We start from the raw sequence: 15,451 nt of genomic DNA, 5'->3' as shown, positions 1-15,451 counted from the left end.
TCTGTTTAAAGGATATATTGCAAATATCAGGTAGGAAGCTATCTTGAGAAATGACAATTATTCCTTACGATTTGTCAATTATTCCTAATATACGATAGTAGGTATTATGTTTATCTGTGTTAACTTTTCAGTGTCAAACAAGTTTTTATTTAAGCATCATGACTAGAGGAAGTATGCGCCATAGCTATTTTTAATGATCATTCTTTATGTTTTTTCATTCTTTCAAATAATTAGATACTTGAATTATTCAACTTTGATCTTGGTATAGAAACTACAAATGGTTTTGCTTGATTTAATGTTAACCACACTCTTTTTTTATTTAATTCAATCTTTTTAATCCAATTCCAATCTTTAATTTCTATCAAGTCTTGATTAGTATGATTAATTTTGATTTCAGTTTCACTAAATTCTACCATTGCGTCAAAATTTATTGTCTTAGCATAGGTTTTTGTACTTATGTATTGTAAAGGCTAAAGTATCAAATTGATTCCGGTAAAATATATTAATCCGGATAGTATTGGGTTTAATTCATTTATAGGCTTTAAGAACCCAAGAACTAGAGTTGCCACTAAATACTTCCAGATTGATTTTTTCAAGAAAAAGTAAATCTTCGATCTAAGAATATTGTCAAAATTTGATACCAATCTTAGTTTCACCATTTTCTGTTATTTTTTTGTTTAGATAGTTGCTTATTTTGTTCACTTTAAGAATGCTATTTTCAGGTTCTTTAGAATAAAGTTTAAAACAAGCCTTGTTATCAGGTTGATAATCGCTTGTTGGAACACAAACCAGTTTTTTTAAAATTTTACGACTTTCCAAAAATGTCCAACCTTTGTTTTAAGAATAAATCCTATTGTTTTTTATATATGGTGCTATGTGTAGTTAGTTAAGTATTTGTAATTAATTTCGAATCTTATGTAACAAATTACAGAAAGTATAATCTATACGTAAACAATCAATCAAATCAATTATGTATAAATATACTTTAATTTTTTCTCTAATTCTTTTAAGTTTTACTTTTCAACTAAGTGCTCAAAATAAGCATCAATTTCAAATAGATTCAATATTACATATTTGTCAAAAGCGAGGAATATTTAATGGGAATGCTTTAGTAATCAAAGAGGAGAAAGTTATTTACAGAGCCGAAAGAGGTTTCACAGATGCAAGTAAAACGAAAACACTTAGTAAAAACTCTATGTTTAATATTGGTTCTATCTCAAAAGAATTTAATGCGATAGGAATTATGATGTTAAAAGAAAAAGGATTACTCAATTTAGATGATAAAATATCAAAATATCAATTGGGTCTTCCAGATTGGTCTAATAAAATTTCTATTAAAAATCTTTTACAATACACAAGTGGATTGCCATCAATAGATTGGGATAATGTGCATAACGATAATGATGTTTATAATGACTTAAAAAACCTTAAAACATTAGAATTTGAACCTGGTAAAGGCTATTTATATAGCAATAACAATATATTTCTTCAAAGGCGTATTATAGAAAATATAACAGGAAAAACGTTTAATCAATTTTTGAAGCAGAATATTCTAGAACCTATAGGTATGAACAATTCTGTGATTGACCACCAGTATGAAAACCCTGATTTTGTAAGAGCGTTTAACAGTGAGGGAGTTAATGATGAAAAACGGCAATTAACAATGTCTGGTTGGGTATGTCCGTCAATTGATGATTTAGCAAAATGGGTAAACCAATTAATATCTTACCATATTATTTCAAAAGAATCTTTATATCTGCTTTTTGAAGCCTATTCAAAAGAAAGCCAATCTGCTTTAGGTAATGGTACGTTTACAAATAAGGAATTAACTACCTATGTGCATCACGGCTCTTCTCGCAATTATGAATCAATTGTTTATTATGACATACAAGAAAAAGCGATGATTATTTTAATGACGAATAGCAAAAGTCTGAAAATTGGTGAGATAGCTCAGACAATAATGCATATCGTAAAAGATGAAGAGTTTGAAGCACCTCAAAAATCAATTTATCTAACTATTCGCGAGAAAACCTACGAAAATGTTGATAAGGGTATAGCATATTATAAAACTTTAAAAAAATCCAGTTTTGATAACTATAATTTTTCAAACCAATTAGAATTGGCACGATTGTCATATAAATTGTTTGAAAAAAATAAAAATGAGGATGCCATCAAAATACTGAAACTTTTGGTCTCTGAATTACCGCAAAAATCTGAGAAAACACTCGAATATTTAGGGGGAGTAATTTTAAACGAAAATCAAGTTGATAAATCAATTTGCGTTTATCAACTTATGGTTGATAAGTTTCCTTCTGGAAAATCCTATAGTGGTTTGGGCGATGCGTTTTATAAAGATAAACAGTTTAAAAAAGCTTTATCCAATTATCAAAAATCGTTAGAGCTGCAACCGGAAAACGAAAATTCGAAGAAAATGATTCTAGAGATTGAAAAGATATAATTCTGTAAATATTCTTTTCTCTTGTTTTAAACTGTTTCTAAAATTACACATAACTGTTTAGGTTATGAGTAGTTGCGGGTTTTGCAGCCACTTTTCAGTTTACGAGATCTCTAAGTTTAATAAATAACGGTTTGAGTTAGTACCCAAACCGTTATTACTTATACATACATAGTATTGCATGTTGGTTTATTACAATTTTGTATTAAGAATTTATAAACTAGCTTCACCTATAAAAAAATACAGATTTTTTAAAGAAGCATCCCTTTTAGGGAATAAAGCTTTCATTCGTTCATCAGTGCCCATTTGTTGTAACCCTTCCATTGAGTCAAAATAAAAACGATGAATTTCATCAGGTTGTTCTATAGTACCTTTTGATTGAAAAGGAGCAATGAAGCGTTCGAAATGTGTTCCAAATTCAGGCATAATTTCACAAACGTCATCATGATATTCTGCAAATTGCTTTGCAAATTGTTCTCCTTCATTAAAGTAAATAAAAGCGACTCCATAAGTTTTACGTTTATCACCTATTTCTTTCTTAAATTTAAAATCGGTATTCCTACTTGTAAAGATGGATATGTCTTTCAATGCGGGAATAGCATATTCGTTTCTAATCTTAATAAATTCTGGATCTTCATTGAACTTATTAAATACTTCAATACTTGGATATCTCGCAAAATGGATTTCGTTAGGTAATTCTAAATCACCTTTAGCGAGCATTGTTGGTTTAATGATGCGTTCTATTTTTCCATCATATTTTTCTAAAATAGCACCACCTTTCTTTTTATATTCTTCAAATCTAGCTTCTTCGCCATCTTTTATATATATAAGTGCTACGTTGACTATTTCCTGATTTTTTGTTTCCACTTTTTCTAAGTGTTTAGTATTAATATTTGAGTTTTGAGCTTTAGAAATGTATGATACAAACGAGAGTATACCTAAAGCAATGCTTGTAATTGTGTTTAAATACTTCATGTTTTTAGTTTAGAGTAGGTGCTCCATTTGTAAAGCATCTTTGATTAGACTTTCTTGAATAGAATTAGTTCTATTATTTAACTCGTTGGTATTGTAATCTATACCTACGGCTTTTCTAATAGGTCTTTTTCCTTGTTGTATCTCTATTAGTTTTAAAACTGCATTTGGAATCTCCTGAGGGTTTGGAGAGGCATCACTTTTGTAGAATTGATCAAAATTTTGAAGCATTGTTTTTGGAACAGAAGCCATTTCCCCATAAGTCTCTAATGTATGATTGTCGTCTTCTTTTGGGCCACTGTATAATAATCCTGATGGATAAGGACCTGGTTCTATAATTGAAACATCTACTCCAAGAGGTCTTAATTCGTACGAAAGCGCTTCAGAATAAGCTTCTAAAGCAAATTTACTAGCACAATAAATTCCGAAATAAGGAAATACCAATCGTCCAGCTAATGATGAAATATTAATAATTAATCCATCTGAAGATTTTTTTAAAAGAGGAAGGAACGCCTTAGAGGTACGGATAACTCCAAAAAAGTTTGTGTCAAACTGCTCTTGAGCTTGTTCTAAACTATACGCTTCTGTAATACCAACATACATTACTCCAGCATTGTTTATTAATACATCAAGCCCGTTTTGCTCTTCAGAGTTTATTTTTTTTAATAAATCATTCGTAGATTTTTCACTAGTTACATCTAATTCTGCAACAGTAATTGCAATATTTTCTTCTGTTGCAATATGTTCTAATTCCTCTTTTTTTGCTTTGTTTTTTCCGTTTACATCACGCATAGTAGCCCAAACGTTGTAACCTTTTCTAGCGAGTGTTAATGTGGATAAATATCCAAATCCATTACTGGATCCTGTAATAAGTATTGTTTTCATCTTTACATATTTTTTGTTATTGATGCAAAGATGAAAATCGATGAGAAGTAAATGTTTTATAATTAGCTCAAAGATTTGTCTAAATGGGTCAGTTTGTAAGCGGTAGGCGAAATTCCATATTTGCCCTTGAAGGATTTCGAAAAATGCGATACATTACTAAAACCACATTCGTAAGCGATATCTGTTGTTCTTAAATTAGATGAAAGTAACAGTTTTAAAGAGCGTTCTAGTTTTTTATCTCTAAGGTAAGTTGCCGGAGATGCGTTGTATATCTTTTTAAATTCTCTTTTAAAAGTAGATAGGCTCTGATTGTTTAAAATGGCTAATTCTTCTAAAGAAATATTCTCATAAAAATGCGCTTTTATAATTTCTCTGAAGGAATGCGATGTTGGATGAAACAGATTAGAGAGAATGTTTCTAATAGCAGGTGCATTTTTGGTCTGATTTAACAACAAGATAATTTCCTTGAGTTTTAAGATGAGTATTTCTTCGGTAACCAATTTAGGAGTTTGAAAATAAAACAAGATACCTTCTATGTATTTTCTAATTAAAATGTCGCTATTAAGTTTAGACATCCCAATATCTAAAGGGAGTTTTTGTGTTAGAAAATCAGGAAGTTTGTTCTCATAAATTTTTAATAATATATCTGGATAAAAATGAACTGCAAGCGCTTGATATGTGTCTGAACTGGCAGAGGGTAGCATATTACAGGTGTAGTTACCACATTTCATTAAAAGTGATTCTTCTGCTTCAATGCGTAGTCGTTCAGTTTCTGAAATAGAATCATACTCGCCTTTTAGTATATATAAGAAACAAGCCTCATTGGGCATGAGGTTTGGTTTTTTATAGGGCGGTTTTAGAATAATAGTTTCAAAAAGTAATTTGCCAAATAAATCGATGGTTTTGTAATCCTGTACCATTTATTTTTTTGTTGAAAAATAACGCTTGTAAGTTAATTATTGTTTTACAAACAGTTCAAATTGTTGTCAATTTAGTTCAGTTTTTTCTGTTTGTGTACAACGGTTAGGTTATAGTTTCATTACGGAATCATAAGCTAGGATATTCTGAGAAAACCGAGTTATCGTTTCAAGATAATAATTTCCGAGTAGGAAATTCCGTCGCAATGAATTATTGCCGTTATTGTGCTTCGTTTTTAGTTCATCGTTTGAAGATAATTTACCATCCATTGCACTCCGAACTTATCGGTAAATGTCCCAAAGTACGCACCCCAAAAAGTATCCTCTAGTGGTGATGTTATCGTTCCACCTGATGAAAGCCCATTAAATAGTTTAATAGCTTCTTCTTTACTCTCTGGACTAATAGAGATGTAATAGTTATTTCCAAATGTTAGCGATTGTCCCATGGATTCAAGTGCATCTGTCCCCATAAGGAAATTCCCGGGGCCTATTGGTAACCCAACATGCATTACTTTTTGCTTATCTGCCTCCGACATTAATTCATTATCAGGGATATCTCCAAAGCGTCTTATTCCACCAACGAAATCGACACCAAATACTGATTTGTAAAAATTAAATGCTTCTTCGGTGTTACCCATAAAGCTTAAATAAGTATTGATTGTTGCCATATTTTATTTTTTCAGAAATTAATTATTCTTAATCTTTTTGTTAATAAAGCACAACGTTTGGTATGAGAAACGTAGGGCAGAAAATAAGCAATACCTTTTCGATTTAACCCAAACTCTGCATTATCGCATAGGTGTTGTTTGGTAATGTTTTACTTTTCTATTTCTGCTTGTAATTCTTTCATTTTTTCATCAGTCATTGTAGCGGTTTTAGACATTCCATTTATTATTTCGAATACTAAAGTCAAAGCAATAGATGAGTCTAAAGCCATTTTGGTATCAATAAGTATACGACAAATAGCATTTATTACTATGCGTAAGGTTTTTTCGTCACTTTCGAGATTAATAGTGTCATCAACATACTTTCTTGTTTCATATCCAGCTTGTAATGGCAATATAGAAGGTTTATTTTCATTAGGTACGCTTAAGCTAATGTTTCCCCATTCTGACTCTCCTATATTTTTTGCAAATCCTTCAAAAATTTTTGTCAACGCTGGGAAAGGTTTTTTACTAAAATGAGAATCTATTTTTCTTTTAATCTTTGAAAAAATAGCGTCTTCTGGTAATTCATTCCAATTTTCTACTGCTACAGATCCAACAAGAATTTTATTAATTTTTTCAGAAAATATGGCTGAACCAGGTTTAAAATTGTGTTTATAGATCGAAAATTCACCGGCAATTTTGATACATCTTTCAGCCAAAATTGTCGACATTACGCAAAGAGCATCTTCAACTCGGACACCTTTTTCAGTTTGAACACTGTCGTATACAAAGTTTACAAGTTTTTTAGTGAGTTTTTCAACTGAAGGTTTAGAATTTAGAAAATCAAAAATTCCCATATCTTTATTTTAATATTGTTTAACGATTAGTATAATAAAGGTAGGGTGGGGATAAGCTATACATTTCGGATTGGTATTAAGTCAAATATAAATAATTTTGCTTTTATCTTTTTTCTCATTAACGTCAAATTTTATAGTTGGTGACTTGGCAAATAAATACAGACCTTCCTATTAAACTCAAAAGTCCTATATTTTCTTATATATTGTTGGCAATAGTTTTGTCCAGTTTATACAATTCTAACATCTGTTTTTTTATATAAGATTGAGGTGTTTTTTTAAGAATAAAATTTCGAATGATTTCCAAGAATCTGTTTGTTATTGAGATTTTTGATGTGAGTCTTGATTGTTTTACTAATTTTTCAACTTTCGTCTTTCTATAATTATAAAATTTATCGAATGCTGTATCTAATTTTTTAGTTTTTTTGATGAAGTTTGATAAGTAAAATGCGTCTTCAATTGCTTGAGCGCCACCTTGCCCTAAATCTGGAGTCATACTATGTGCAGCATCTCCAATTAGGCAGATATTTCCCAGGTTCCATTTATTTAGTAGTTCTAAATCAGAAAGATCATCTCTAAAAATTTTCTCGTTTGGTGTGTTTTTAATAAGGTAAGTTACAAGAGGAGGGTATTCTGAGAACATGTTCGTTAGAATAATTTTACGGTCTTTTTCATCATCGGTTAAGTTAGGTTGACTCATTTTTACAGCAAACCAATATACTTTTCCATTTGAAATTTTAGACACACCAAATTGCAATTTTTCACCCCATAAGGTAAAACCTACGGACTCTAGTAGAGGATCTAAATCATAGTTAGAAATACCTCTCCAGCAGGTTTGTCCTGAATATCTTAATTTACTATTAGGAAATAGTTGTTTCCTTATTTTGGACTTAATCCCGTCTGCACCAATTATTGCATTTGTATTTACATGAGAACCATCTATAAAACATAACCTTATAGATTTTTCACTATCCTGTGCGTATTCTTTGAATTCTTTACCCAATTCAATATTTTCTTGTTGTACATATTTATATAAAATTTCTTGTAGCTCTCCCCTATGTATAGCCATTGTTGTAAAACCAAATTTTTCTTGTACAAAATCTTGATTGGAATCCGATATTGGGTTAAATTTATGATCTGCTACCAAAATTCTATTAAGAGTATTTCCAGCATTTTGAATTTCCTGTAGTAGGGTAGGATTAATCCATTGTAAAACTTGTAAAGCATTTGGTGATAGCCATATTCCTGCTCCAACTGCTTCCAACGAAGCTGCTCTTTCGTATAATGTATATGGAATATTTAATTTATCGAAGGACAATGCTGTAACTAAACCTCCAATTCCTCCACCAATTATAGCTATATTTTCGGTCATAAATTTATTTTTTTATTCTATCAAATAGTATTGATGTTTCAACAAATTTTCTATGTTCTGTACTTGTTAGTTTTTCTAACAAATCAAACGAGGCGATATAACTTACTAAGCTACCATTCGATGAAATAAATTTCCCATCTTGAATAACAGAAATTTTATTATCATCAACAACTTGTAAATTGGGGTAATTTTCTTTTAAAGACTTTCCACCAGTAACATAGGTGACTATTTTTTTATTGTTCGCAATTCCTGATGCACCAATTAAAAATGCTCCTGCACAATGGCTAGCTATATAATCCGTTGATTTATTCTGTTCTTTAACAAAATTCACTAATTTTTCATCGGAAGTTTGGTCGGTAGGATTGTATGAACTTGGTACTACTAAAACTTTTAATTCAGGTATATCTTCAATTACAAAATCTGGTATTATTTTTAATCCATGAGCGCTGTTATAAGTTTTATTTTCTTTTGCAATCGTGATTACGTTAAAAAGATTCTTATTGTCAATGGTGGGATTAGAAAAGACATCTAATGGAGCAACTACTTCATTTATTATTACTCCTTCAAAGATTAGTATTCCAATGGTTGGTAAACTTTGGTTAATAAACTTTTTTGTTATTTTTTCTTGTATTGGAATTTTTGTAATTGTTGTTTTTTCAGAATTGGTTTTTGTTCGTTCTGAACAACTTAAAAGTATTAATGTTAGTGTGAGTAATGTGATTGTTTTTTTCATTTTTAGACTTTAATTTTCTTGTTTCTACTTTGGTACAACATATATATTGCGTGTGGCAGCATAAGAAATGTCATACCAGAAAAGGGAATCATATAAACACCAATTAATACTGCAATTAGATATGTAGTTATGAATTTTTTAGGGACTATTTTATTTGTCTTTTCTATGTAATTTATAAGAATTCCAATGACTATAATTAAAATCCCAAAATATACAAACCAAAAAGAAGCAAAATTTTCATAATTCATTATTCCATTCAACAACGGAAATTCAAAAAGCCCATCACTAATTTTGAAAAAGTATGTTTTAGAAAATGTTAAAAATTGTTTTCCAAAAGCAAAAGGGGATATACCTAATAGACAATGCGAAATTCCTATATAAATTAATATTTTGCCATTAAATAACTTCATAATTCGCTTGTTATAGGTATAAAGGTAAGCGTACTTTTAAAAATATTTTTTGACCTATATCAAATTATTAGTTAGATGCTCTTATTCTGCTTAGAGTTTCTTGTGTTATTCCTAAATAAGATGCAATATCTCCTAATGGTACTGTTAATTCAATCTGTGGATATTGTTCTATTAAACTTTCATATCGTTGTTTAACAGTTTTAAATTGAATAGAAGCAATTCTATATCTAAATTGAACAATGACTTTTGATAAAACGACACGAAACAAATGTTCAAAATCATGATGTTTTTTGCAAAGTAATTCTACATTAGATTTTTCAGTTTCAAGGATCACACAATCTTCTATGGTTTCAATAAAATGAAGACTTGGTTCGTCAGAGAGATAACTTGAACTTGAAGTGATGAATTGATTTTCGAAAGCAAACCAATCCGTGATTTTCTTGTCATTAAGAATATAATATGCCTTTAAAGAGCCTTTTATCAAAAAAAATAATTTATGCCTTTGTTGTCCTTCTTTTACTATTTGATCACCTTTTTTGTATTCAATTATTGTGCTCTTGGTTTCCCAATCTAAAACTGTTGATTGCTTAAGAGCACAATAATTTAAAGCTATTTTGTTTGATATATTATTCAATTTACAATCAATGTCAAATTATTGTTAACGTTCAGTATAAGAAACGTAGGGCAAGTGATAAGCACTAACGTTTCGGTTTATTACTTAGCTAAATATAAATATTTTGCTTTTCATTTTTTCTCGTTTAAAAGCCTAATTAAAAATTTGGGGGACTTCCTAAATATACACAAACCTTTTGGTTAAGCACTTATTAACTATGTTTTATAAACCGTGTTGGCTGTAGTTATTTTATTAATTTCATATGTAAAGTTGGGTAAGGTTTTCCAGAAGAGTCCAATTCAGAACGCTCTATAACTTCAAATCCACAATGCTTGTAAAACCCGACAGCTTGTTCATTCTGTTCGTTCACGTCAACTTTTGTAACGTTCAATTTGTCAATTGAATAATTTAATAGTGTTTTTCCTATTCTTTTTCCTCTAAAATCAGGATGAATAAATAACATTTCCAAGTTTTGATCAGCAACTCCAAGAAAACCAACTATTTTTTTACCATTACCCCTAATACATTTTAATTCAACAGCATCTAAATAGGTGTTTAATATTAGTGGTTTAAAATATTCAATATCTTCTTCTTTTAGAAAATGATGTGTTGCTCTAACTGAAGCTTCCCAAAGTTCAACAACTTCTTTATACTCCTTTTTATCAATATCATCTATTTTTTTCATTATAGCCAAGGTTTAATATATGCGTCGTAGTTGGGCTAATTGTTACCTAACTTTTGACGGTTTCTGCACATTGGTTACTAATTTTCATTTTCAGTGAGTATTGTACCTTACCAAAAATACAAGAACCAATCGATTGATTACTTAACTGCTATGATTACATACATAATGTTGTGCTACTTTTTTATTTAGTTAGTGCCGAGTAATATTTTAGCGTTTTTATGATTCGGCCATTTATCTGCTCTCATACAAATAGTAATTTGTTCAATCCAATATTTCTCGTCTTGAATATCATTAATTGTTATCAGTTCAGAACTATATGGATTTAATAATCCAGTAATATTCTTTTCGATTGATAATTTTACAAAAGTAAGAGCTAGTGCTTCTTTTGTTAGTCTTAGCGATTTTAAATTTTCAGGAAGAATATCGAGCGTACAAAATAAAGAATAGTAAATATTAAATAATTCCGAATAATTCAGAGAATTTAGTAGTTTCACATTCAGATAATCAAAAAGATTTTCGGCACTTTCTTTTTCAGCTTCGGATAAAGTCTGAGTTTTAAATTCCACTAAGTTTTGCTCGATCATTTTCTTTTCAGATGGTCGTTCAGTTTTCCAGAATATACATTTTCCAATTTTTCGTAAATGCTTATCCCAAGATTTGGTTTGAGTTAGTTGTCCTTTCTTTTTATTTGCCATTTTCTCAAATTGTTGCTAATGAACTTGTGTATGAAACGTAGCGTGCAAAAAGACACTAACTTTTCGGATTAGCACTGAGCCAATTTTTTGTATTTTGTTTTCATTTTTCTCTTTTAATACCAAATCAAAAGATTTGGCAGACTTAGTTAAAAGCTCTAAATTTTGGGTTAAGAACCAAAACCCGTATTAACTATAGCTATTGTTATTCACAGTTATTTTTCTTTTTTCATAATATTTTAGCCAAGATTTTATTCTTCCAACAAACATTTTGAGATAGTTTTCGGTCAGAAAAATATTTGACCAATCGAATCTTTGTGCTTGTATTCCAAGATAGAAAACAAAAACAGAAGCTCCCGCTTTTGGAATTAGTTCAAGTTCCTTTTCTGATAAACTTCTATTTTTTCTATAACCATTTAGAAAACTCTGAACTTTTGATTCATACTTTTCTTTATCCGATTCTATGAAAAAAAGTTGCTTGCAAAAGTATGCAACATCTAAAATTTGCTTTCCGTTTCCACAAAAATCAAAGTCAAAAATCGTAATTTCCTTTTCATCTGTAATAGCCATATTATCATACCAAATATCCATATGTAAGACTCCATTTTGTGTATTTTCAAAATCAGAATCCTTAAAGTTTTCACCAAACTCTTTTATGAATGCCATTTCAGGCAATTTGTCACAAAAGAATTGTGTTAAACGTTCATACGGTAATTTTAAAAGAGATTTTTTATTGTAGTATTCTCGGTTAATAATTTTATTCGAAGTAAGGTTATGAATTTTGCTCATTAGAGAACCTATGTCAAAACAAGTTTCATTATCCATAAATCGAACCTTCCCACCTTTAGCAAAGGAAAAAAGTACTAAGTGTCTAATCCCTTCTGGCGCAATTATTTCTTGAATGAATTCTCCGTTTTTATCTTGAATGGGAAAGGATACGCTTAAATCATTTTCTTTTAACAATTTTAAAAGTTTTATCTCTTCGACGATTTCAGTTTTTGTCCTCCAATTATGACTGTAAACCCTTAAAACATATTTTTTGCTATCGTTAGAAAGAAAATAAGTGTGATTCATTCCAGTTCTAAATAGTGCACATTTGAAATCTTCGTTCAAGTGATACTTATCTTTTATAAAATCTCCCAACTCTTTTGCTGAAAGTGTAGAAGTTGTAACTGGAAATACTGTCATTTTTTAATTGTTAAATTAATTGTTTCATTAATAAAATCTGTTTTGCCTAAAACATAGGCTCCTCTATCAGTTTTAAATTTAGAAGCTAGCTTTAGTTTCAAATTTTCGTATTCTTTGGCCCGTTTTTTATTTGTATTTAGATAGTCTCTAAAGTTAATTTGTTTCCACATTGCATTGTCTTTTGGACACATATGAATATGAAAAATCTGTTCTTTCATTCCATCAACATTATATCCTTTTCCAAAAGTTGAATATTCTTCTATATTTTCTCTTGTAGGAACTTTAAAATGAGAATACCCCAATTGCGAGAATTCTTTAATTAATTTTTCGTCAAATAATAATTCTTTTGGAATTTCAATCATTAAATCAATGTAAGGTTTAGATTTGATAGAAGGTATAGATGTGCTCCCAAAATGTTCTATTCGCAATATTTTTTCTTTCCCGACTTTATCTAAAATTTGTTGTTTTTCTTTCTCGTATATTTTTTTCCATTCGGGATTATGGTCTACCAATTCGACTGGAAAAAGTCTATTCCAATCTTCTTTTTTCAGTTCTTTTAGATTTTTTGTCATTTTTTTTCATTTGTAGGCTCTAATTGTGGCTAATAACGTCTCAAGTAAAAAATCGTTTTAATGTTTTTTACTTTTCCGATATAAGCCAAGTCTGCTTAGTTACTTTTTTCTAATTCAGAAATTCTTTTTAGAGCATCTTCTAAAGATTTTCGATCATTTTTTATAAAGCTATTTACTTCTACATATTCTTCATCACTATTTTGAGCAGCATTTATTTGATAATTTGATATGGATCCAGTTACACCGTCAAATCGAAACCCTCCATGAACATAGCTTAATATGATATTAGATAAAGAGACATTTTCTATTTTAATACCATCATTTTGAGAGCTCAATCTAAATGAGTGACCTTTTTCCCCAGTAAGGTGTTCTAAGCCTGTGATTTCATGACCTATTACATTATCAATTACTACATTTTTGACATAATGTTTAGTTCCAGGCTCTATATCAATGTTTATGATATTAATCCCCCCTTGTTGAATAATATTTTTTAGAATAATATGATCTGTTCTACTAATTTTTGATGTCGTTATGGAGTCAATTTTATACTCCCATTTATCTAAATAAAACAGTTTTGCATAATTCCCTTTTACTCTTTCTTTATTAGTAGGAGGTTGAATGGCGATACCTCGTAAACCATTATAACAATTAATATTAACATCTGTGATCTCAATATTTTTAGCATTTCCAATACCTATTGCAACATCTCCTTTATATCTAGGAATGTAATAACCTCCATATAAAGTAACGTCCCATACAGAGTATGGGGAGATGAAGGTATCCTCTTTTGTGAAATATTTTCCAATCGCAATCATTCCTCCACCTACAGACCCTTTAATACTGCTTGTGTTTAAAAGTTGATATTCATCTAGGTTATCTCTACTTTGTCCAGAAAGAATTTCATAATTTATTAACTCGTTGGATGGGATGTTCCATAAATCATCATTACCCCGGCACATTATTCTAGAATCAGAATTAGCGCCAATAAATGTTGCTCCGCTAAAATCATAGTATCTATTACTTTGATTCAGATATAACATACGGTCTAAAACAAATCTTCCATTGGCCACAAATTTTCTTACATTAGGAAATGCTTCTATAGCTTTTTGAAATAGTTGAGATGTAAATTGACTTCCGGTATCATCTACACCAAACCATTGAGGTATTACAAAATCATTTTTGAGATTTCCGTTAACTTTTCCATCATCTTTAGTAAGATCAAAATTATCAATAAAACAATCATCAACTGTCCCATTATCATCTAAATCAAATATTTGATAGGAACCAGCATTAATACTTCCATTAATCGTTACTGTAACATTACCATTTATTTTAAGTTTGTTTCCTCGAAAAAAGTTAAGTTCAATTCCTTCTGGAATTGTTACATTACCATTAACTTTAATATCACCTTTGATGGTAATTGTACCGTTACCGTTTAGAGTATTTATTCCTTGTGATAAAGGCCCAGAATTTCCATATTCAACTCCTTCTGTAACTACAAACTCTGTTTGATAAGGAAAGGCGATTAAATAAAATAGAACAAGAATCAATGTGGAGATTGTTTTTTTCATTTGTTATCTAGTTTGTTTATATATTACTTTATGTTTTAATTGGTGAAAATGTTACCTAGAGTTTGGTGATATTTTTTTGGGTTGCTTATGACGTTTAATATTTGTTAAATAGGATAGAAAACAAGTGATTATTTCGGTTTAGCCACAAGCTAAATCTTTTGTGTTTTGTTTTAATTTTACTTTTGTAATACCAAATCAAGAGATTTGGCGACTTTGCAAATGGACAAATACTATTGGATTACACACAACTCGTTCTATTTGCTATATATAGTGTTATACACATCTTTTATTTTACTTCGTATTTTGTACGTATCCCATTCCATAGGATATTCGAATTCCATTTTTGTTGTAATTTCAGGACAATCAATTAATTCAGATATTTCTTTATTTTGATATTTAGTTTGGTCAAATTTTTTAATCATTGCTGTACTTACTTGTTGATCTTTACCTTCAATTAATCTTTCAATGTTGTTTAACTCCAATATCCATAATTGAATAATTTCGAACCCGTTTTCAGAAAGCAAGTTTGTCAAATAATCAAGTTGCTCTTTTGTTCTTGGGTATCCAATAATAAGTATCTCATTTTTAATTTCAATTATTTTTTCTCTAATTAATTCAGTAATTAGAGTTGTTGAAACTAATTCTCCCTTTTCAACCTGTTTTTTTATATCGTTTGCAAGGTCAGAATTTGAATCATTCCTTAGTTTATTGATTAGTAACTCTTGAATATTCAACTTTGTTAAATCAAATATTTCAACAAGTATATCTTCAAACCCTTTTTGGGATGAAAAACTTGTTGAAGTAATTAAATGACATTGTTTCATTTCGGTTGTGTATAATAACAATTCGTTATGTTCACTAGTAAACATATTTTTAGTATAAAGT

Annotated in this window: 17 protein-coding genes; 1 reads left to right on the top strand and 16 read right to left on the bottom strand. The window is 29.7% G+C overall.

The genetic code is table 11. The annotated features are described in order from the left end of the window. Positions 1 to 230 precede the first annotated feature (230 nt). Positions 231 to 416 (bottom strand): hypothetical protein, encoded by a 186-nt coding sequence (locus D1816_RS11410; protein WP_118502985.1) that lies wholly within the window; start codon positions 414 to 416, stop codon positions 231 to 233. Positions 417 to 970: 554 nt separating this feature from the next. Between D1816_RS11410 and D1816_RS11400 the strand changes: the two genes are divergently transcribed. Then, a complete protein-coding gene (locus D1816_RS11400) occupies positions 971 to 2,458 on the top strand; it encodes a serine hydrolase domain-containing protein (RefSeq protein WP_118502981.1) in 1,488 nt (495 codons plus the stop codon). Between the two features lie 210 nt (positions 2,459 to 2,668). Here D1816_RS11400 and D1816_RS11395 read toward each other — a convergent pair whose 3' ends face one another. The 15 genes from D1816_RS11395 to D1816_RS11325 form a co-directional block, all read right to left on the bottom strand. Next, positions 2,669 to 3,430, bottom strand: a complete 762-nt coding sequence (locus tag D1816_RS11395; RefSeq protein WP_118502979.1) for a hypothetical protein — start codon at positions 3,428 to 3,430, stop codon at positions 2,669 to 2,671. Between the two features lie 9 nt (positions 3,431 to 3,439). Continuing rightward, positions 3,440 to 4,312 (bottom strand): SDR family oxidoreductase, encoded by an 873-nt coding sequence (locus tag D1816_RS11390; RefSeq protein WP_118502977.1) that lies wholly within the window; start codon positions 4,310 to 4,312, stop codon positions 3,440 to 3,442. Between the two features lie 62 nt (positions 4,313 to 4,374). Further along, on the bottom strand, positions 4,375 to 5,232 hold the full coding sequence (locus tag D1816_RS11385) for an AraC family transcriptional regulator (protein ID WP_118502975.1): 858 nt from the start codon (positions 5,230 to 5,232) through the stop codon (positions 4,375 to 4,377). A gap of 233 nt (positions 5,233 to 5,465) precedes the next feature. Continuing rightward, positions 5,466 to 5,897: a VOC family protein gene (locus D1816_RS11380; RefSeq protein WP_118502973.1), complete on the bottom strand. Its 432-nt coding sequence runs from the start codon at positions 5,895 to 5,897 to the stop codon at positions 5,466 to 5,468. A gap of 149 nt (positions 5,898 to 6,046) precedes the next feature. Next, positions 6,047 to 6,733 carry a hypothetical protein gene (locus D1816_RS11375; RefSeq protein WP_118502971.1) on the bottom strand — a complete coding sequence of 229 codons (687 nt, stop codon included), beginning with the start codon at positions 6,731 to 6,733 and terminating at the stop codon, positions 6,047 to 6,049. Between the two features lie 196 nt (positions 6,734 to 6,929). Continuing rightward, on the bottom strand, positions 6,930 to 8,102 hold the full coding sequence (locus D1816_RS11370; protein ID WP_118502969.1) for an FAD-dependent monooxygenase: 1,173 nt from the start codon (positions 8,100 to 8,102) through the stop codon (positions 6,930 to 6,932). A 4-nt stretch (positions 8,103 to 8,106) separates the two neighbouring features. After that, positions 8,107 to 8,835: a DJ-1/PfpI family protein gene (locus tag D1816_RS11365; RefSeq protein WP_066316610.1), complete on the bottom strand. Its 729-nt coding sequence runs from the start codon at positions 8,833 to 8,835 to the stop codon at positions 8,107 to 8,109. Positions 8,836 to 8,837: 2 nt separating this feature from the next. Continuing rightward, a complete protein-coding gene (locus tag D1816_RS11360) occupies positions 8,838 to 9,245 on the bottom strand; it encodes a DUF6463 family protein (RefSeq protein ID WP_118502966.1) in 408 nt (135 codons plus the stop codon). Between the two features lie 67 nt (positions 9,246 to 9,312). Then, positions 9,313 to 9,879: a Crp/Fnr family transcriptional regulator gene (locus D1816_RS11355; RefSeq protein WP_158597769.1), complete on the bottom strand. Its 567-nt coding sequence runs from the start codon at positions 9,877 to 9,879 to the stop codon at positions 9,313 to 9,315. Positions 9,880 to 10,102: 223 nt separating this feature from the next. Further along, complete coding sequence (locus tag D1816_RS11350; protein WP_118502962.1) at positions 10,103 to 10,543, bottom strand: GNAT family N-acetyltransferase; 441 nt, start codon at positions 10,541 to 10,543, stop codon at positions 10,103 to 10,105. A gap of 185 nt (positions 10,544 to 10,728) precedes the next feature. After that, positions 10,729 to 11,238: a hypothetical protein gene (locus D1816_RS11345; protein WP_118502960.1), complete on the bottom strand. Its 510-nt coding sequence runs from the start codon at positions 11,236 to 11,238 to the stop codon at positions 10,729 to 10,731. 186 nt (positions 11,239 to 11,424) lie between these two features. Next, positions 11,425 to 12,423 carry a phosphotransferase gene (locus D1816_RS11340; RefSeq protein WP_118502958.1) on the bottom strand — a complete coding sequence of 333 codons (999 nt, stop codon included), beginning with the start codon at positions 12,421 to 12,423 and terminating at the stop codon, positions 11,425 to 11,427. Beyond that, entirely contained in the window at positions 12,420 to 12,995 is a 576-nt protein-coding gene (locus tag D1816_RS11335) for a GrpB family protein (protein ID WP_118502956.1), read from the bottom strand. Before D1816_RS11335 ends, D1816_RS11340 begins: the two co-directional genes overlap by 4 nt. Before the next feature lie 95 nt (positions 12,996 to 13,090). Then, positions 13,091 to 14,566 carry a hypothetical protein gene (locus D1816_RS11330; protein ID WP_118502954.1) on the bottom strand — a complete coding sequence of 492 codons (1,476 nt, stop codon included), beginning with the start codon at positions 14,564 to 14,566 and terminating at the stop codon, positions 13,091 to 13,093. Positions 14,567 to 14,820: 254 nt separating this feature from the next. Continuing rightward, positions 14,821 to 15,435 (bottom strand): nucleoside monophosphate kinase, encoded by a 615-nt coding sequence (locus tag D1816_RS11325; RefSeq protein ID WP_118502952.1) that lies wholly within the window; start codon positions 15,433 to 15,435, stop codon positions 14,821 to 14,823. Positions 15,436 to 15,451: the final 16 nt, after the last annotated feature.

Origin of the sequence: Aquimarina sp. AD10 (assembly GCF_003443715.1) — a bacterium.
In the GTDB taxonomy this organism is placed as follows: Bacteria; Bacteroidota; Bacteroidia; order Flavobacteriales; family Flavobacteriaceae; genus Aquimarina; species Aquimarina aggregata.
This window is presented reverse-complemented; position numbering and strand designations above follow the sequence as displayed.